General features: G+C 63.7%; 15 protein-coding genes. 2 read left to right on the top strand and 13 right to left on the bottom strand.

Annotated features, from left to right (window positions below):
• Nucleotides 1–133 precede the first annotated feature (133 nt).
• From phaZ to ACTJKL_RS15910, 7 genes are all read right to left on the bottom strand, one after another.
• Nucleotides 134–1,408: a polyhydroxyalkanoate depolymerase gene (gene phaZ / locus ACTJKL_RS15940; RefSeq protein WP_411922069.1), complete on the bottom strand. Its 1,275-nt coding sequence runs from the start codon at nt 1,406–1,408 to the stop codon at nt 134–136.
• Nucleotides 1,409–1,673: 265 nt separating this feature from the next.
• A complete protein-coding gene (locus tag ACTJKL_RS15935) occupies nt 1,674–2,690 on the bottom strand; it encodes a zinc-binding alcohol dehydrogenase family protein (protein ID WP_440853275.1) in 1,017 nt (338 codons plus the stop codon).
• Between the two features lie 46 nt (nt 2,691–2,736).
• Entirely contained in the window at nt 2,737–3,711 is a 975-nt protein-coding gene (locus ACTJKL_RS15930; protein ID WP_029958994.1) for an ABC transporter permease, read from the bottom strand.
• Between the two features lie 33 nt (nt 3,712–3,744).
• Nucleotides 3,745–5,298, bottom strand: a complete 1,554-nt coding sequence (locus ACTJKL_RS15925) for a sugar ABC transporter ATP-binding protein (RefSeq protein ID WP_440853274.1) — start codon at nt 5,296–5,298, stop codon at nt 3,745–3,747.
• Between the two features lie 112 nt (nt 5,299–5,410).
• Nucleotides 5,411–6,400, bottom strand: coding sequence for an ABC transporter substrate-binding protein (locus ACTJKL_RS15920; protein WP_018098677.1), 990 nt, complete (start codon nt 6,398–6,400; stop codon nt 5,411–5,413).
• Between the two features lie 106 nt (nt 6,401–6,506).
• The gene (locus tag ACTJKL_RS15915) at nt 6,507–7,526 is read right to left on the bottom strand and encodes an aldo/keto reductase (RefSeq protein WP_411922073.1); all 1,020 of its coding nucleotides are present in this window, start codon (nt 7,524–7,526) and stop codon (nt 6,507–6,509) included.
• A gap of 60 nt (nt 7,527–7,586) precedes the next feature.
• Nucleotides 7,587–9,122 carry a UxaA family hydrolase gene (locus ACTJKL_RS15910; protein WP_440853273.1) on the bottom strand — a complete coding sequence of 512 codons (1,536 nt, stop codon included), beginning with the start codon at nt 9,120–9,122 and terminating at the stop codon, nt 7,587–7,589.
• A 137-nt stretch (nt 9,123–9,259) separates the two neighbouring features.
• Here ACTJKL_RS15910 and ACTJKL_RS15905 point away from each other — a divergent pair, with 137 nt between their 5' ends.
• Nucleotides 9,260–10,138: a GntR family transcriptional regulator gene (locus tag ACTJKL_RS15905; RefSeq protein ID WP_100672615.1), complete on the top strand. Its 879-nt coding sequence runs from the start codon at nt 9,260–9,262 to the stop codon at nt 10,136–10,138.
• Between the two features lie 258 nt (nt 10,139–10,396).
• Here the strand turns inward: ACTJKL_RS15905 and hpaI are convergent, their stop codons facing one another.
• Together hpaI and gabD are read right to left on the bottom strand one after the other, a co-directional pair.
• Nucleotides 10,397–11,197 carry a 4-hydroxy-2-oxoheptanedioate aldolase gene (hpaI, locus tag ACTJKL_RS15900; RefSeq protein WP_100672616.1) on the bottom strand — a complete coding sequence of 267 codons (801 nt, stop codon included), beginning with the start codon at nt 11,195–11,197 and terminating at the stop codon, nt 10,397–10,399.
• Nucleotides 11,198–11,330: 133 nt separating this feature from the next.
• The gene (gabD, locus tag ACTJKL_RS15895; protein ID WP_440853272.1) at nt 11,331–12,785 is read right to left on the bottom strand and encodes an NADP-dependent succinate-semialdehyde dehydrogenase; all 1,455 of its coding nucleotides are present in this window, start codon (nt 12,783–12,785) and stop codon (nt 11,331–11,333) included.
• A gap of 165 nt (nt 12,786–12,950) precedes the next feature.
• Between gabD and ACTJKL_RS15890 the strand changes: the two genes are divergently transcribed.
• Entirely contained in the window at nt 12,951–13,547 is a 597-nt protein-coding gene (locus ACTJKL_RS15890) for a nitroreductase family protein (RefSeq protein ID WP_127710510.1), read from the top strand.
• A gap of 97 nt (nt 13,548–13,644) precedes the next feature.
• On the opposite strand, the gene gyrB is transcribed toward ACTJKL_RS15890, so the two are convergent.
• The 4 genes from gyrB to mltA form a co-directional block, all read right to left on the bottom strand.
• A complete protein-coding gene (gene gyrB, locus ACTJKL_RS15885; RefSeq protein ID WP_324762569.1) occupies nt 13,645–16,080 on the bottom strand; it encodes a DNA topoisomerase (ATP-hydrolyzing) subunit B in 2,436 nt (811 codons plus the stop codon).
• 135 nt (nt 16,081–16,215) lie between these two features.
• On the bottom strand, nt 16,216–16,593 hold the full coding sequence (gene relB / locus ACTJKL_RS15880; RefSeq protein WP_003531717.1) for a type II toxin-antitoxin system RelB family anti-toxin: 378 nt from the start codon (nt 16,591–16,593) through the stop codon (nt 16,216–16,218).
• The gene (locus tag ACTJKL_RS15875; RefSeq protein ID WP_100672620.1) at nt 16,590–17,156 is read right to left on the bottom strand and encodes a Smr/MutS family protein; all 567 of its coding nucleotides are present in this window, start codon (nt 17,154–17,156) and stop codon (nt 16,590–16,592) included. The genes relB and ACTJKL_RS15875 overlap by 4 nt, the downstream gene beginning before the upstream one ends.
• Entirely contained in the window at nt 17,149–18,267 is a 1,119-nt protein-coding gene (gene mltA, locus ACTJKL_RS15870; protein ID WP_440853271.1) for a murein transglycosylase A, read from the bottom strand. The genes ACTJKL_RS15875 and mltA overlap by 8 nt, the downstream gene beginning before the upstream one ends.
• Nucleotides 18,268–18,277: the final 10 nt, after the last annotated feature.

The raw sequence follows: 18,277 nt of genomic DNA, 5'->3' as shown, positions 1-18,277 counted from the left end.
AGTCGGCGGGCCGCCCTTCGCGGCCCGATGAAAACGATGTGGGAAAGCCACGGCCCCGGCGCAAGACATTGTAACAAGGAATCGGACAACCCCCTGACTTTCCTCCGGCAAATCGAGCGCTACGATGACTCGCTCAGGCCGATTTGCCACCCTTGATGAGCTGTTTGACCGGCTTCGCATGGCGTGAATGCCGGCGCTGGAAGGCGACGATGCGCGGTGCGATCTCGCGGCGGAAGCGCGAACCGTTGAAGACGCCGTAATGGCCCACATCGGGCTGCATATAGTGCTGCCGCATCGAATCGGGAATGCCGGTGCAGATCGTCTGCGCCGCCCTGGTTTGGCCGAGGCCGGAAATATCGTCGTTCTCGCCCTCGACGGTCAGCAGCGCCACGCGCCGGATCGCCGTCGGATCGACCCGCTTGCCGCGGTGCATCATCTCGCCCTTGGGCAGCGCATGTTGCATGAACACCACCTGCACGGTCTGCAGGTAGAACTCCGCGGTCAGATCCATCACCGCCAGATATTCGTCGTAGAAGTCACGGTGTTTTTCGGCCGCGTCGCCATCGTTCTTGACCAGATGGGCGAAGAATTCCTTGTGAGCGATCAGGTGCCGGTCGAGGTTCATCGACATGAAGCCGGAGAGCTGGAGGAAGCCCGGATAGACCATGCGCATGAAGCCGGGCTGCGGCCACGGAACCGGCATGACGACATTGTCGCGGAACCACTCGATCGGCCGTTCCTTCGCAAGCTCGTTGACCGCGGTCGGGTTGATGCGTGTGTCGATCGGCCCGCCCATCAGCGTCATCGTCGACGGTGCGAGGGGATCCTCCGCCGCCTCCATCAGCGCGACGGCCGCCAGAACCGGAACGGCCGGTTGACAGACCCCGATCACATGCGCATCCGGCCCGAGGAAATGCAGCATCTGGATGACGTAGTCGATATAGTCGTCGAGATCGAAGGTTCCCTCGCTCAAGGGAACCATGCGGGCGTCGATCCAGTCGGTGATGTAGACGTCGGAATGGGGCAGCAGTGCTTCCACGGTTCCGCGCAACAGCGTGGCGTAGTGGCCGGACATGGGCGCAACGATCAGGACTTTCGGATCCGGAGCGCGGTCCCTTGGCAGGCTGCGTTCGAAATGGATGAGATTGCAGAACGGCTCCCGCCAGACGATCCTTTCACGGACGGGCACGGGCTGCCCATCGATCTCGGTTTCCGCAAGGCCGAATTCCGGCTTGCCGTAGCGGCGGGTGGCACGCTCGAAAACTTCCAGTCCTGCGGCCGCGGCGCGGCCGAAATAGGTATGTGAAACCGGATTCATCGGATTGCTGAAGGCCAGCCGCATGGCGTCTGCCGCCGTGCGCCACGGAGCCATCATCGCATGGTTCATCTCATAAAGCTGGTAGAACATGGGCGCGTATCCCTTGTCTCAAATCAACGAAAACGCCGCTCCCAGTCCGACGCCGGAGCGCCTCCTCAGGAAACGGTTGCATCGGTTTCCGTCGGAAGCGTAGTCACGAAGAGTAAGATCGTTTCACCGGGACGGCGAACGATCTAGCTTGCGGTTGTTCGTCTCTGGTGTTCGCAATCGCTGCTACACTAGCATTTTTCTTGTGCAGCGCAACAAACCCGCCCCTCACTTTTTGGGGAAGGACGTGCGCGCGGAACGAGGCCTCTCACCCGTCGCTCACAGCCACAACTGCCTTGACGAGCCCTGACTTGTCGTGAGCCCAGCGGGGAAGATCGCGGACGAGGTCCTCGAGCGTCGTGCGGTGGGTGACGAGCGCCTCGATCGGAACCAGCCCCGCCGCAAGCGACCGAATCACGTGATCGAAGTCCTCGCGGGTAGCGTTGCGGCTGGCGACGAGGGACATTTCCCGCTTGTGGAATTCGGGATCCGAGAAACGGATCTCCTCCTTGACCACGCTGACGAAGACGAGCGTGCCGCCGTGGGCGACATGGCCAAACGCCCCTTCCATCGACCGGGCGTTGCCGGTGGCGTCGAAGACGACGTCGAAACCCTCCCCACCCGTCGCCTGCGCGAGCGCCGCATCGTCGCCCGCCAGGATTCCGGGCGAAAAGCCGAGCTTTTCCGTGGCGAAGGCCAGGCGCTCCTCGCTCGTGTCGAGCAGCCGTACGTCGTGGCCGGCTATGCGGGAAAAGACGGCCGTCCCCAGGCCGATCGGTCCGGCACCTATCACCAGCGAACGGTCGCCTCGGCCAGCCGCCGAGCGACGGACGGCATGGGCGCCGATCGCAAGGAACTCGACCGCCGCGGCGGCTTCCGGCGAAAGGCCTTCGGCCGAATAGAGGTTCTGCTCGGGCATGACGATTTCTTCGCAGAAGGCGCCGTCGGTGTGAACGCCGAGGACGCGGATCGCCGTGCAGCAGTTCGGCTTGCCTTTGCGGCAGGCGATGCACTCCCCGCAGGAGAGATAGGGGTTAACGACGACGAGCGTCCCCGGCGCGAACCGGGTGCCGGGTCCCCCTTCGATCACCCTCGCAGAGATCTCATGGCCCATCACGCGCGGATATTCGAGAAAAGGATGCTTGCCCTCGAAGATATGATAATCGGTGCCGCAGATCCCGACGCGGCTGACGGCAAGGCGGACCGAACCGGTTGCCGGTGCCTCGGGCCCGCTGCGGGCGACGAGCGCGAGGCGGCCGGGCTCTGAACAGACGACGGCTTTCATGCGGCGCTCCGAAGCTTGCTGGGGACCGGTTGCGGGCAGGCGGCCATCACCGCGCCCCCCGCCGCCGCAACTGGTCGAAATAGACGATCACGATGATCAGCAGCCCGGTGATGATGCGCTGCCAGAAGGAATTGACGTTCAGGAGATTGGCACCGTTGTTGATCGTGGCAAGGATGAAGGCGCCGAGCAGCGGGCCGTGAACCGAGCCGACCGCGCCGAAAAGGCTCGTGCCGCCGATGACCGACGAAGCGATCGCCTGCAGCTCCCAGCCTTCGGCCTGCGTGGCGTTGCCGATGCCGATGCGCGAGGCGAGCAGAAGCCCGACAAAGGCGGCGCAGGTCGATGACAGGATATAGGCCAGATAGATCGTTCGGTTGACGTTGACGCCGGAAAGACGCGCCGCCTCGCGGTTGGAGCCGACGGCGAAGAGATAGCGGCCGAAGCGGCTCAGATGCAGGAAGACGTAAGCCGGAATTGCAACGACGATCACCATCCAGAAAAGACTGGGAACTCCGAGGAAGTCGGCGCGTGAGAAAGTGGTGAAGGCGTCGTTGGTGATCGAGATGGTCGAGCCGTTTGTTATCAGGAGACCGATGCCGCGAAGCGAGGTCAGCGTCGCAAGCGTGATGATGAAGGGCGGCAGCCCCATGCGAACGATGCCGAAGGCATGGAAGGCGCCGATCAGCACGCCGATCGCCAGCGTCGCGATGATCGCGAGCCAGAGCGGAACCCCCGCCGCGAGCAGCCAGGCGACGATGACGCTGGTGAAACCGACGACGGCTCCGACCGAAAGGTCGATGCCGGCCGTGATGATGACGAAGGTCTGGCCGACGGCGAGAATCGCGGTCATCGCCCCCTGACGCAGGAGGTTGCTGATGTTGTTGGGCGTCCAGAAGGCATTGGTCGCCAGGCCCAGGAGCAGCCAGAGGACGACCAGCAATCCCACGAGCGTAAGACCGAACAGGATGCTGACGCCTTTCTTCGGCGTCGGTCCCGCGCTTTCAACCGTTTCCACACTCATCGCTTCCTCCCTGCGTCCTTCCTCATCCGGCTCTCAGGCATTGATCGCCTGCGCCAGCACTTCCTCATGGCTTGCGGCTCGGTAGTCGTGGCTTGCCACAAGCCGCCCCTGCCGGAACACATGCAGGCGATCGGCCAGCTCATAGACCTCCGGCAGGTAGGAGGAGATCAGGATGATCCCTGCCCCCTTCTCCAGAAGCCGCGCAAACAGCCGGTAGATTTCCGCCTTGGTGCCGACATCGACGCCCACGGTCGGCTCGTCGAAGATGAAGAGCTTCGCGCCGTGGCTCAGCCATCTGCCGATCACGATCTTCTGCTGGTTGCCGCCGGACATGGCGGAGGCAAGCACGCGCCGCGACGGCGTCTTGATCTTCAGATCCCGGATCTGACGTTCGGCATTGGAGGCCTCCTGCGCGCGGTTGATCGTCAAGCCGCGCGTCAGCCTTTTGAAAACAGGCAGGTTGATGTTGACGCCGATCGGCAGGTTGAGGCACAGGCCCTGATCGCGGCGGCTCTCCGGCGCGAGCGCGATCCCCAGGTCCATGGCCTTGCGCTCATTGGCTATCTCGACCTTTCGGCCCTGCCAGAAGATCTCTCCTTCGCTCACCGTGTTGCGCCCGTAAAGTCCGAGCGCGAATTCGCTGCGGCCGGCACCGATCAGTCCGTAGAGCCCGACGATCTCACCCGCCCTGACCGAGAGCGATATGTCGCGGAAACCGGGACCGGAGAGCCCGCGCGTCTCGACGATCATCTCGCCCGGCTGGAAACGTTCCTTGTGGTAGATCTGTTCGATCGTGCGGTTGATCATCAGAGTGATGAGCTCGGCCTCGTTCGTCTCGGAAATCGCGCGCGTGCCGACATGCGTGCCGTCGCGAAGCACCGAGACGCGGTCCGCGAGCTCGAACACTTCTTCCAGCCTGTGGCTGATATAGACGATCGTGACGCCCTCGCCCTGCAGCCGGCGGATCAGGCGGAAAAGCTGTGCCGATTCCTGTCGCGTGAGATAGGCCGTGGGTTCGTCGAAGATGAGGAACTGCGTGCCACGCATGGCCGCCCGAGCGGTGGCGACCAGCTGCTGCTGGCCGATCGTCAGGCTGCCGAGTTCGGCATTGGCGGGCAGGTTGAAGCCGAGATCGTCAAGCACGCCCTGGGCCGCGCCGGTCATCGCGCGTTTGCGCATCAGCCCGCGCCGGTTCATCTCGTCGCTCAGGAACATGTTCGCCGCGACGCTCAGATGCGGGCAAAGCACCACCTCCTGGTGAACCGCGTTGATGCCGCGCGCGATCGCTTCGTTGGGCGTGGCCAGGTCGACTGGCTCGCCGCACCAGCGGATTTCTCCGGCGCTGCGGGCGATGACTCCGGTCAGGAGCTTGATCAGCGTCGATTTGCCGGCACCGTTCTCGCCGACGATCGCATGGATTTCGCCGGATAGAAAGGTCATAGTCGCGGGCTTCAAAGCCTCGACCGCGCCGTAGTTTTTCTGCAGGCCGCGGAGTTCCAGGATGGGCTCGCCCTTCGGAACCGGATGGGCGCCCGCCGCCCTCACCTGTTCGTCATGACGATGGCTGACCTCTTGAAGCCCTATCATGGCATTGTCCTCCACTTCCGGGATCGCAGCGGCCGATTCCCTTCGGCCGTTGCACTGTTCTCCTGAAGGCGATGCGCAGCGCCGGTCCTACGGCGCCGCGCAATCGCGCTCGTCAGTTGACCTTCGGATTCAAAAGCGCGTCGATCTTCGGCTCGCTCATATTGGCCTTGGTGACCAGATTCGCGCCGGTATCGACATTGGCTTCGACCTTCTCGCCCTTGGAGACCGCAAGAGCCGTCTTCACGCCGTCATAGCCCATGCGGTAGGGATCCTGGACGACGAGGCCCGCCAGCACGCCTTCCTTGAGGAAGCCCACGGTCTTGTCGTCGCTGTCGAAGCCGATCACCTTGATCTTGTCGCCGAGCTTGTTCTCGGCGATCGCCTGGCCGACGCCCTGCGCCATGATCAGGTTCGAGGCGAAAACGCCGACGAGGTTGGGATTGGCGGTGATCAGATCGGTCATGATGTTGAGACCGGTCGTCGCCTGACCGTCGGCATATTTGTCGGCAACCACTTTCAGGCCCGGATATTTCGTCTTGACCTGATCGAGAAAGCCTTCGCGGCGCTGGTCGAGCGAGCCGACACCCGGCAGGCTGGTGATGATCGCGATCTCGCCCTCTTCCTTGCCGGTCGCCTCCTTGATGGCGGCGGCAAGACCGTCGGCGGCTATGCGTCCGCCCTGGACGTTGTCCGTGGTCAGGAACGAGGTGAAGGCCTTCGAATCCGCCCCGGAATCGATGCCGATCACCGGAACCGATTTGGCGGCCTCGTCGACGGGCTTGCCGAGCGCCTTGAACTCCGTCGGCGCGATCACGACCGCGGCCGGCGCGCCCGCAACGGCGTTTTCCAGGATGGTGATCTGGCCGTTGATGTCGGATTCCGACTGGGCGCCGAGCTCCGGCACGTTGACACCGAGATCCTTGCCGGCGGCGCGCGCTCCCGCAAGCACGATCTGCCAGTAGAAGGAGGTGGTGTCCTTGACGATGATGGGGATGGTGACGTCCTGCGCGAAAGAGGTCGCGGGGACCATTGCGGCGACGAAAGCGGCGCCGGCCAGGGCATTGAAGGCACGGCGTGAAAGAATGCGCTTGGCTATGCTCATCGGGTTCTCCTCAGTTACACCTTGTTCCGTTATCGACCGGGTCGCCAGGTGCATGCGGCCCGGTTGCTTATGGAGAGTGGCGGCCGCCCTTGAGGGCGGCGAAGCATCAGGCCCTTACCGCCTCCGGCCCCAGCTCGGGCGCGACAAGTGTATGGGGTTCGAAGGCCGCGTAATCTTCCGGCGCGATCCCGTAGCGGGTCAGTTCCATGTTCCGTTTCAGGCTCGACGGTTTGGCGGTTCCGAGCAGCACCGAGGCGACGTTGGGATTGGCCAGCGGGAACTGCAGGGCCGGGGCGGCCAGCGGCATGGCGCGCTGCCCGGCGATGGCTTCCATCGCCGCGACCTTGGCGCGCACCTCGTCGGTCGCCGGCATGTAATCGAAATGCGCTCCCTCGACCGGCCCGGTCGCGAGAATGCCGGAATTGAACACGCCGCCGACGACCAGCGAGGTGTGCTTCTTCGCGCAGAGCGGCAGGAGCTCGGCAACCGCGGAGCGGTCCAGGAGCGTATAGCGGCCGGCAAGCAGGATGCAGTCGATGTCGGCCTGGCGCATGACGTCGAGGCAGACCGGCACCTCGTTGACGCCGAGACCGTAGGCCGAAATGACGCCGCTCGATTTCAGCTCCTCGAGTGCTTTCAGGCCCGAATCCAGAAGCTGCCGCAGGTAAACGGCGTTTTTCGCCGCACCATGTGTGTAGCCGCCAATGTCGTGGACATAAAGAATATCGATTCGATTGAGACCGAGACGGGCATAACTCATCTCGACCGAACGCATGATCGCGTCGTAGCCGTAGTCATAGGTGACGTCGAAGTTCAGCGGCTTGACGTAGGAATAGTCAGGGACCTGGTTCTCGGGCACCGGGTGAAGCAGGCGACCGACCTTCGTCGACAGCACGAAGCTGTCGCGCGGCTTGTCGCGCAGGAAGTCGCCGACCCGCCGCTCGGCAAGGCCAAGGCCATAGAACGGCGCCGTATCGAAATAGCGGATACCCGCTTCCCAGGCCGCGTCGAGCGTCGCCATCGCCGCTTCACGGGTGCATTCCCGATAGAGACCGCCCAGTCCCGCGGTGCCGAAACTGTACTCCGTCACCGCAAGCGCGGTCCGGCCTATCCTTCTCGTCTGCATTCCTTGTTTTCCTCCCCCAAGGATTGCGCCCTTACATGCGTCTCGCTTCGCCCCTCAGCCTTAAAGCGTCGCCCCCAGATGCCAGGGCACGAATTCGTTGTCGCCGTAGCCGAAAAGCTCGCTCTTGGTCTTTCGGCCCGAGGCGGTCTCGATGATGAGCTCGAAAATCCCCCGGCCGAGATCGGCGATCGTCGCTTCACCCGAGGCGATGACGCCGCAGTCGATGTCCATGTCCTCTTCCATGGCCCGATAGAGCGCCGTGTTGCTGGTGAGCTTGATCGACGGCGCCGGCCGACAGCCGAAACAGCTGCCGCGGCCCGTCGTGAACGCGATCACGTTGGCGCCGCCGGCGACCTGACCGGTGGCCGAAACCGGATCGTAGCCGGGCGTGTCCATGAAGACCAGTCCGGGCTCCCTCACGCGCTCGGCGTAATTGTAGACGGCCTTCAACGGCGAGCGGCCGCCCTTGGCCACGGCGCCCAGCGATTTCTCGAGAATCGTCGTCAGGCCGCCCCGCTTGTTACCCGGCGAAGGATTATTGTCGAGCGACGCGCCATGCATCGCCACATAGTCCTCCCACCAGGCGATCAGGCCATCGAGCTTGACCGCGACCGTCTCGTTTACCGCACGGCTGCGCAGGAGATGTTCGGCTCCGTAGATCTCGGAGGTCTCGGAAAGGATCGCCGTGCCGCCGGCGGCGGCGAGTATGTCGACCGCCGCACCGAGCGCCGGATTGGCGGTGATGCCGGAAAGCCCGTCCGAACCGCCGCATTGCAGCCCCACGATGATCTCGCTGACCGGGATCGGCACGCGCCTGGCGGCCGCGACTTCCTTGGCGATCTCGTCGAGAATGCCGAGCGCGCGCTCGACGGAACGGCGCGAGCCGCCGGCCTCCTGGATGTTGAAATGCCGCTTCTCGGCCCCGGCCCCGCTCTGGCCGTAGAGCGTCAGCTGATTGACCTCGCAGCCGAGCCCGACCATCAGCACGCCGCCGAAATTCGCGTGACGCGCATAGCCGGCGAGCGTCCGGTGCAGGTTCTTCATTCCGTCGCCCGTGGACGACATGCCGCATCCCTGGTCGTGGACGATCGGCACGAAACCGTCGATGCCTTCATATTTCGGCAGAATGCGCCTGTTCGCCTCGTCGGCGATCGCGCGACAGACCGTGGTGGAACAGTTCACGCTGGCGACGATGCCGATATAATTGCGCGTTGCGGCCCGGCCGTCCGCCCGTCGATAGCCGAGGAACGTGCGCGCTTTGTCCGCCTCGCTGGCAGCCTCCGGCGGAACGGCGGCACCAATGGCGAGCCGACCCTGATCGAAGGCAAGGTTATGCGAATGAACGTGCTCGCCGGGCGCGATGGGGGACGTGGCGCGGCCGATCGCCTGGCCGTATTTGACCACCGGCTCACCGACGTCGATCCTGCGGATCGCGGCCTTGTGGCCCGGCTCGATGCGCGCGACCGCCGACACGCCGCCGGCCAGCCGGTCGCCCGGCGCAATCGCAGCGGTGGCGACGACGACGTTATCGTCCGGCGAAAGAAGGATCGAAGACGGTGCGGGCAAATCAAGCTCCTCCCGAACGGTTCCCCACATGTGAAAACACTGGTTCTGTCTTTTATCTACAATAGACAGATGTTCGTCAATGGCTATTATGGGCCCATTGCGGCCGTCGCGGAACGGGAGCCTCGACGTGCCGACACGAGAAACCCGAACCGGGCCGGATCCTCGCCATGGCGAAGCAGAACACCGTTTTCAAGGATGCCTTCAACCGCTGCCTGGAGCTGTTCGCGGAGACTTCGACGCTTCCCTCCGAACCGGAGCTCGGGCAGGCGCTCGGCGTCAGCCGCACGACCGTGCGCGCCATCCTGACGCGCTGCGAGGAACTGAGCCTCATCGCCTGGGACAAGCGCAGCAAGACGGTGCTGAGACGACCTGAGCCCTCGGACTACTTCCCGACCGCGGAGACCGATTCGCTGGCCGAAAGGATCGAGCGGAGCTTCATGCGCCGGATTCTGGCTGGCGGCGCCGAGCCCGGCATGCAGATCAACGAGCTCGAGCTCGCCCGCGAGATCGGTGCCGGAACGACCAGCGTGCGCGAATTCCTGATCCGCTTCAGCCGTTTCGGGCTGATCGAAAAACGGCCGAACAGCCATTGGGTTCTCAAGGGGTTCACGCGCGAATTCGCGCTCGAACTGACGGAAGTGAGGGAGATGTTCGAACTGCGCTCGGCCGCTCGCTTCGTCTCCCTTCCCGACCAGGACCCGGCCTGGGAGGAGCTGAAGAAGATCGAGGCGGTGCATCGGGAGATTCTCGCCGACATCGACAAGCGCTACAGCGAATTTTCCGAACTCGACGAGCGCCTCCACCTGCTGGTGCACAAATCGTCCAGCAACCGCTTCATCATCGACTTCTACGATGTCATCGCCATCGTCTTTCACTATCACTACCAGTGGAACAAGGCGAATGCGCGGGAGCGCAACGCCCGGGCGCTGGAGGAGCATCTCGACTATATCGCCGCGCTGCAATCGCGCGATCCCACGCTCGCCGAACAGGCCTGCCGGCGACACCTGAAATCGGCGCGGGAGACGCTGCTCCAGTCGATTCCGTAGGTCACGATGACTGGAGCGTTTCCAGGAAATGTGTGTGACGGTTTTCCGTTCGCCGCTTGTTGATCGCCTCATCCCTGTGCTCGTCACAGGGATCCAGCCAGACCAAGTCCTTGGGCTGAAAGAACTCTTCCCGCGCCGCAGACGCGGCGCTGCTGGATCCCTGTGACGAGGACGGAGGAGAGATTGCCGTCCTTCGAAAAGTTTCCTACAGCCCGCGCGTCTTATGAGACGCCCTTCCCAGTCCTTGTGAGGAATCGATCAATAGCCGGATTCCGTCCGTATCGGTCCGCTCTCTCCAAGAAATTCCCGGCGCAGCCGCTCCGTTGCGCTGACGAGCAAGGTGACATCGGTGCCGATCGCCATGAAATCGGCACCGAGCTCGCGATAGTCTCGCGCCTGGGCGGGGTCGAGGGTCATGATCCCGCGTGCCTTGCCGGCACGCTCGATCCGCGCGAAGGCCTCGATTATGGCTGTACGTACCTCCGGATGACCCGGATTGCCGAGGTGCCCCATGTCCGCGGCAAGATCCGCCGGACCGACGAACAGGCCGTCGACGCCGTCCAGCGCAGCGATGGCGTCGATCGCCTCGAGCCCTGCCCGGCTCTCGATTTGCAGCAGCAGACAGATCTCTTCGTTGGCGTTTTCGAGGTAGTCGCCGATGCGGCTGAAGTTCGTTGCCCGGCCGAGAGCGGCACCGACACCGCGAACGCCATGCGGCGGGTAACGCACGGCGCGCACGAGCTGCCGCGCCTGCTCGACATTGTCGACCATCGGGATCAACAGCGTCTGCACGCCGGCATCGAGGATCTGCTTGATCATGACCGCGTCGCCGACCGGCAGGCGGACGATCGGATGACTGCCTCCGCCGGCGACGGCGCGATACTGCGCCGCCAGCATGGGAATATCGTTCGGCGCATGCTCGCCATCGATCAGCAGCCAGTCATAACCGCTGCCGGCCACCACTTCCGCCGCATAGGGACTGGCGAGCGCCACCCAGAGACCGAGCTGAAAGCGGTTTTCGCGGATCGCCGCTTTGAAGGTGTTTTTCGGGGCGGGCATCGATTGCTCTCCTTCTGCGTCCGAGTGTGTCTGCCGCAATCTGCCGGCGGCGACCGAGTGCTTCCCAGCCTCTTACCGGCAAAAGAAAAAACCGGCCAGAACTTTCCGGCCGGTTTTTCGAGGGAGCGCCGCCTCAGGCGATGCCGCCGAGGCAGACATATTTGATCTCCATGAATTCCTCGATGCCGTATTTCGACCCCTCGCGACCGAGTCCCGAGAGTTTGACGCCACCAAAGGGTGCCTCCGCCGTGGAGATCAGGCCGGTATTGACACCGACCATGCCATATTCCAGCGCTTCCGCCACGCGGAAGACGCGGGCGAGGTCCTTGGCATAGAAATAGGAGGCAAGGCCGAATTCGGTGTCGTTCGCCTGTGCGATCACATCCGACTCGTCCTTGAAGCGGAAGAGCGGCGCCACCGGGCCGAATGTCTCTTCCCGCGCGACCGCCATCGCCTGGGTCACGTCGGCCAGCACCGTCGCTTCGTAGAAGGTGCCGCCGAGCGAATGGCGACGGCCGCCCTGCACCACGCGCGCGCCCTTCGCAAGCGCATCCGCCACGTGCTCCTCGACCTTCTTCAGCGCCGGCTGGTCGATCAGCGGTCCGAGGATGACGCCGTCCTCCATCCCGTTGCCGGTCTTGAGCTTGCCGACGGCCTGGGCGAGTTTCTCCGAAAACGCCTCGTAGACGCCGTTTTGCACATAGATGCGGTTGGCGCAGACGCAGGTCTGGCCATTGTTGCGGAACTTGGCGATCAGCGCGCCTTCGACCGCCGCATCGAGATCGGCATCATCGAAAACGATGAACGGGGCGTTGCCGCCGAGTTCCAGGCCAAGCTTCTTGATCGTGGCCGCGCTCTGGCGATAGAGCTCCGCGCCGACCTCGGTCGAGCCGGTAAAGGTAAGCTTGCGGACGGTCGGGTTCGAAGTCATCTCGGCGCCGATCTCGCGAGCTGAGCCGGTGATGACGCTGAAAAGGCCTTTCGGCATGCCCGCGCGCTCGGCGAGCACGGCGATGGCGATCGCCGAAAACGGCGTCTGCGCGGCCGGCTTCAAGACCATGGCGCAACCGGCGGCAAAGGCCGGCCCGGCCTTGCGGGTGATCATCGCGTTCGGAAAGTTCCACGGCGTGATCGCGGCGACGACGCCGATCGGCTGCTTCATCACCAGAATGCGCTTATCCTTCTGATGACCGGGAACCAGGTCGCCATAGACACGCCGCGCCTCTTCCGCGAACCATTCGATGAAGCTCGCTCCGTAGACGATCTCGCCGGTCGCCTCCGCGAGCGGCTTGCCCTGCTCCATCGTCAGAAGCCGGCCGAGATCGTCCTTGTTTTCGATCATCAGCTCGAACCAGCGGCGCAGCACCACCGAGCGCTCCTTGGCGGTCCGCGCCGCCCATTCCTTCTGCACCCGCGCCGCGGCCTCGATCGCCGTTCTGGTCTCGGCGGCGCCGAGCTTCGGAACGCGGCCGATGATTTCGCCGGTCGCCGGATTGTTCACCTCGATCGCATTCTTCGGGTCGGCTTCGATCCAGGTATCGCCCACGAGAGCAGCCTGGCGAAGCAGCGACGGGTCTTTCAGATTCATGTCGAGTCCTTCCTCAAAAAATCTACAGAACTTATACAGCTTTTTTCGCCGGTTCGACAATCACATGATTGCGGTTTACGGATCCTTCGCGCCTGCTGAGCTGACGCGCAGGAATGGCGATGCGTCGGACAGGTGCGTATCTGCAAGAAATAAGGATGTTCCTTCGTGACAGAAATCAACCATAGAAGAGCCGATCACCCCATCCACTCGATCTTTCTGGAGCGCTGGTCGCCGCGCGCCTTCACAGGCGAGGAGATCGGAGAAAAGGATCTGCTCGCGCTCTTCGAAGCCGCGCGCTGGGCGCCTTCGGCCAGCAATCTTCAGCCCTGGCGCTTCGTCTACGCCCGCCACGGCACCGAGCATTTCGCTCGCCTGCTGTCGACGCTCGACGAGGGCAATCAGCGCTGGGCGAAAAACGCCTCTGCCCTGGTCATCATCCTTTCGAAGACTCACAGGGTCACATCGACGGGCGAGCTGAGGCCGGCCTATACGCACGCATTCGACACGGGAGCGTCCTGGTTCGCGCTCGCGCTGCAGACGCAGCTCGCCGGATGGCATGCCCATGCGATGGCGGGGGTCGACAGAGAGAAGGCCATGCAGGTGCTCGGTGTTCCGGAGCACTACCGGGTCGAGGCAGCCGTCGCGATCGGCAGGATTGCGGATCCTTCCACCCTGCCGGACGATCTGCGGGAACGCGAAAAACCAAGTCAGCGCAAGCCCGTCAGCGAATTCGTCTTCGAAGGACGTTTCACGGGCGAATGACACGCGAGCGATCGAGCTTCCGTAAGACGAGAGCAGGGCGTGGATCGCCCTGCTCTCGTCGGAACCATGATCAAAGTGCCGCGCCTATACCTGCGCGTCAGATATCGAGATTGGCGACGCTCAGTGCGTTTTCCTGGATGAAGTCGCGCCGCGGCTCCACTTCGTCGCCCATCAGGCGCGAGAACAGACCATCCGCATCCGTCGCATCGGTAACCTTGACCTGCAGCAGCGAACGGACGTTCGGATCGAGGGTCGTCTCCCACAATTGCTCGGCGTTCATTTCGCCCAGGCCCTTGTAGCGCTGCATGGTGAGCCCCTTGCGGCCGGCGGCGAAGATCGCGTCGAGAAGTGCGCGCGGACCGCTGATCTCCTGCGTGCCGTCGCGGCGGCGCAGCACCGGCGGAGCGCCATAGACCTCCTTCAGCCGTGCCTTGAGCTGATCGATATGGCGTGCATCCGAAGAACCGATCAGCGCCATGTCGAGCACGGCCGCTTCCTTGACGCCGCGCACCATGCGCTCGAGCTTCAGCCCGCCTTCCGCCGTCACCGTTGCCTCCCACCCGCGTTCGGTCTCCTCGGCGATGACATCCAGCCGGCGGGCCACTTCGGCGGCGATCAACTGATATTCGTCGCGCTCGCCGTTGAGTTCCACGTTGAGCGCTCCGGCGATGGCAGCCTGCTCCACGACCGAGCGATTGTAGCGGGAGTGGAGCCCATCCATCAGCGAGCGCAGTCGCAGCGCATCGTTGATGACCTCGCGGAGATCCTGGCCGACGCGCACTTCGCCCGAAGCGAGTTCGAGCGACGCCTCCTCGAGGCCCATGTTGATCAGATAATCTTCAAGCGCCTTCTCGTCCTTGAGATACTGGACGGACTTGCCGCGGGCCACCTTGTAGAGCGGCGGCTGGGCGATATAGAGGTGGCCCCGCTCGATCAGCACCGGCATCTGCCGGAAGAAGAAAGTGAGCAGCAGCGTGCGGATGTGGGCGCCGTCGACGTCGGCGTCCGTCATGATGATGATCTTGTGATAGCGCAGTTTGTCGGCGTTGAACTCGTCACTGCCGATCGACGTGCCGAGCGCGGTGATCAGCGTGCCGATTTCCTGGCTCGACAGCATCTTGTCGAAACGCGCGCGCTCGACGTTGAGGATCTTGCCGCGCAATGGCAGGATCGCCTGGTTTTCACGCGAGCGGCCCTGCTTGGCGGAGCCGCCTGCCGAGTCGCCCTCCACCAGGAAGAGTTCGGATTTGGCCGGGTCGCGCTCGGAGCAATCGGCGAGCTTGCCGGGCAGCGACGAGATGTCGAGCGCACCTTTTCGGCGCGTCAACTCGCGTGCCTTGCGCGCGGCTTCGCGCGCGGCGGCCGCTTCCACGACCTTGCCCACGAGAATCTTGGCATCGGAAGGATGTTCTTCGAGCCAGACGCTCAGGGCCTCGTTGACCAGGCTTTCGACGACGGGGCGGACTTCCGAGGACACCAGCTTGTCCTTGGTCTGCGAGGAGAATTTGGGATCGGGAACCTTCACCGACAGCACAGCCGTCAGGCCCTCGCGGCAATCGTCGCCCGTGAGCGATACCTTTTCCTTCTTGGTGATGCCGGATGTGTCGGCATAGGAGGTGATCTGACGCGTGAGCGCACCGCGGAAACCGGCCATATGCGTGCCGCCGTCGCGCTGCGGAATGTTGTTGGTGAAGCACAGCACGTTCTCGTGATAGCTGTCGTTCCACCACATTGCCACTTCGACGGTGATGCCGTCCTTCTCGCCGCGGATCGACACCGGCTTCTGCACGAGCGGCTTCTTCGCCCGGTCCAGATAGGCGACGAAGGCCTCGAGACCGCCGTCATACATCATTTCTTCCCGACGAATGTCGGAATGGCGCTTGTCGGTCAGCACGATGCGGACGCCGGAATTCAGGAAGGCGAGCTCGCGCAGGCGATGCTCGAGCGTACCGAACTCGAACTCGATGTTCGAGAAGGTCTGTTCGCTCGGCGTGAAGGTGACCTCGGTTCCGGTCTCGCTGCCGGCGTCGCCCGTTACCTTGAGCGGCCCGTCGGCAACGCCGTGGGTGAAGCTCATTTCGTGGATCTTGCCCGACCGGCGGATCTTGAGCTTCAGCGACACGGAGAGGGCGTTGACAACCGAAACGCCGACGCCGTGCAGGCCACCGGAGACCTTGTAGGAATTCTGGTCGAATTTTCCGCCGGCATGAAGCTGCGTCATGATGACTTCCGCCGCCGAGACGCCTTCTTCCCGGTGGATGTCCGTCGGTATGCCGCGACCGTTGTCCGTCACCGTGACGGAACCGTCGGGATTGAGCGTGACCGTTACGATGTCCGCATGGCCGGCAAGCGCCTCGTCGATCGCGTTATCCACGACCTCGTAGACCATGTGGTGCAGACCTGAGCCATCGTCGGTGTCACCGATATACATGCCCGGGCGCTTGCGCACTGCATCGAGGCCTTTCAGCACCTTGATGGAATCGGCACCATATTCGGCGATTGCGCCGGCTTCGGTCTCAGAAATATCGGTCATTCGGGCTCAGATCTTTCCAGGTTTTCGGACGTCGCGATTCATTGCGAATCACAGCGCGAGATGCCTCGCGGACTATAGAAAATTTGTCCAATTGTTCCAAATCCCGGACGCGAAGATCGCGGCCGGGATGGGCTTTCATCCCCTGTCCTTATCAGGAAATGTGGCTTTTTCCAAAACATCTTCCAGTGCCCGAATCGTCTCCGCCGACAGTCCGCGAATCTCCATGCTCAAACGGTTGGCGAAGGCAGTGTGACCGGGCGGAAGGCCGGACGTGTCGAGCACGACTTTCGGATCTGAAAGATGCGCTATCCGGAAGAGTTCGTCGGCCTCATCCCAGATCACGTTGAAATAGCCGGCAACGCGCTGGAGGAAGTCGAAGCTCGGCGCTCCCCGCTTGCCGTGTTCGAGAGCCGAGAGATAGGCGGGCGAAACCCCTATTGCAGCCGCCATCTCTTTCTGAGACACGCCCTTGCGCCGGCGAAGTTCGCGCACGGCCTCGCCGAAGGGAGTCATGAGGCGCCTCCCTTCGCCCGCGCCAGCCGCACATAAAGCGCGCCCTCGCCGCCGTGATTGCGGGCGGCCGGTTCGTAGGACGATATCAAGGGCCGGAACTCGGGAAGCGAGAACCAGAGCGGCACGGCTCGCTTCAGGGCGCCGTCGCTGCCGAGCGACGTCCCCTTGCCGGTGATGACGAGGACATGCCTCAAGCCGCGGTCGCGCGCCCTCAGGAGGAACTGCAGCAGCAGTCCGTGCGCCTCGCTCTGGATCATGCCGTGCAGGTCGATCCTCGCCTCGAGCGTCAGCCGGCCCTTCGCCAGTTTGCGTTTGACCGGCCGCTCCAGCGGATGATGAGGGGGGTGCTCTGCCTTGTCGCGGCTGAGTGAAAAGCCCCTGCCGGCCCTTTCGGGCGTGCTCGAGGGAGGCGTCGCCTCCGGGCCAGGTACAGCCTTGATTTCCGCGGTCCCGCCCAGCAGCTCCTCGAGAGCGTCCAACCGCCCGGGCATGGGCCGCGCCGAGCGCGCGACCTTCCCCCAGAGAATGCGGTCCTCGGTGGAAAGCTTCTTGTCCTTAGCCATGGCTGGACTGCGCGCGATATCGGGCCGCGGCCGCGCGGGGCACGAAAATGAAGAAGTCTGCGTCGTTGCGCACGGAACCCGCGAGTTTCCCCGCCCGGTCGCCGGAGCCCGTGAAGATATCGCCGCGCGCCGGGCCGACGATGGCCGAGCCGGTGTCCAGCGCGAGCATCAGGCGCCCGAAGGGATGTCCGCCGTCGAGATGGAGCAGGGTTTCGCTCGCGACGTAGAAAGGAACGCCGAATGTGTGGATGAGGCGGTCGACAGCAAGCGAGCGTCCCGGCTCCAGCGGCACCTTGGCAGCCGCCACGGGGCCGAGCCCCTCTTCCTCGACCGGCGCTTCGCGGAAAAAGATGAAGGACCGGTTATGCCACAGAACCTCGTCCGCCTTGTCGGCATGGGCCGCCAGCCAGTCGCGAATGCTCGCCATCGACACGGTGGCGGCGTCGATCTCGCCGCGATCGATCAACAGTTTCCCGACGGCGGAAAAGCGATGCCCGGTTTTGGCGGCATAGGTGATGCGGCGGCGCGATCCGTCCGGATAGATCAGCCGCGCGGCGCCCTGCACATGGACGAAGAACACGTCGACTTTGGAGCGGGCATAGGCGATTTCCAGACCGCGGCCGGCGAGAAATCCTTCTTCGATCGCGCGTCGGTCCGGATATTCCTCGATCTTGCCGTCGCGACGGCGGCCGAAGGCGAAATATGGGTCCATTCCTGCCGGCCGGTTTATGTCGTCGATATCGATGAGGTCCGAGGGACGCCGGTAGAAGGGAAAGCGGAACTCCGCATCCGGCTCAGTCCGTACCTCGACCTCGGGTTCGTAGAAAGCGGTGACGAAGCCGGTCCTTTTCTCTTCCGGGCGGATTCGGAACGGAACGAACTGGGCCTCGAAAAATCCGCGTGCGGCGGCCGCATCGGAAAAATCGCTGCCCGCCGCGTCGAAGGCGGGCAGGAGGTCTGCGACCGAAATACCGAGCGAGCCGGTCTTGTACGGCTTCACCTCCGTTACGTGCCGGTGACAGCGCCGAAGCGAAGCGATCACCGGTGCCGGGTCGTCCGCAGACCAGCCGGGCAGCTCCGAATAGGAGACCGGCTCGAGATGAAAAGTCATGGCCGCCCGC

The organism is Sinorhizobium sp. 22678, assembly GCF_052044265.1.
Classification (GTDB): Bacteria; Pseudomonadota; Alphaproteobacteria; order Rhizobiales; family Rhizobiaceae; genus Sinorhizobium; species Sinorhizobium meliloti_A.
Note: the sequence above shows the minus strand (reverse complement) of the source record. Positions and strands in the feature narration are given on the sequence as shown.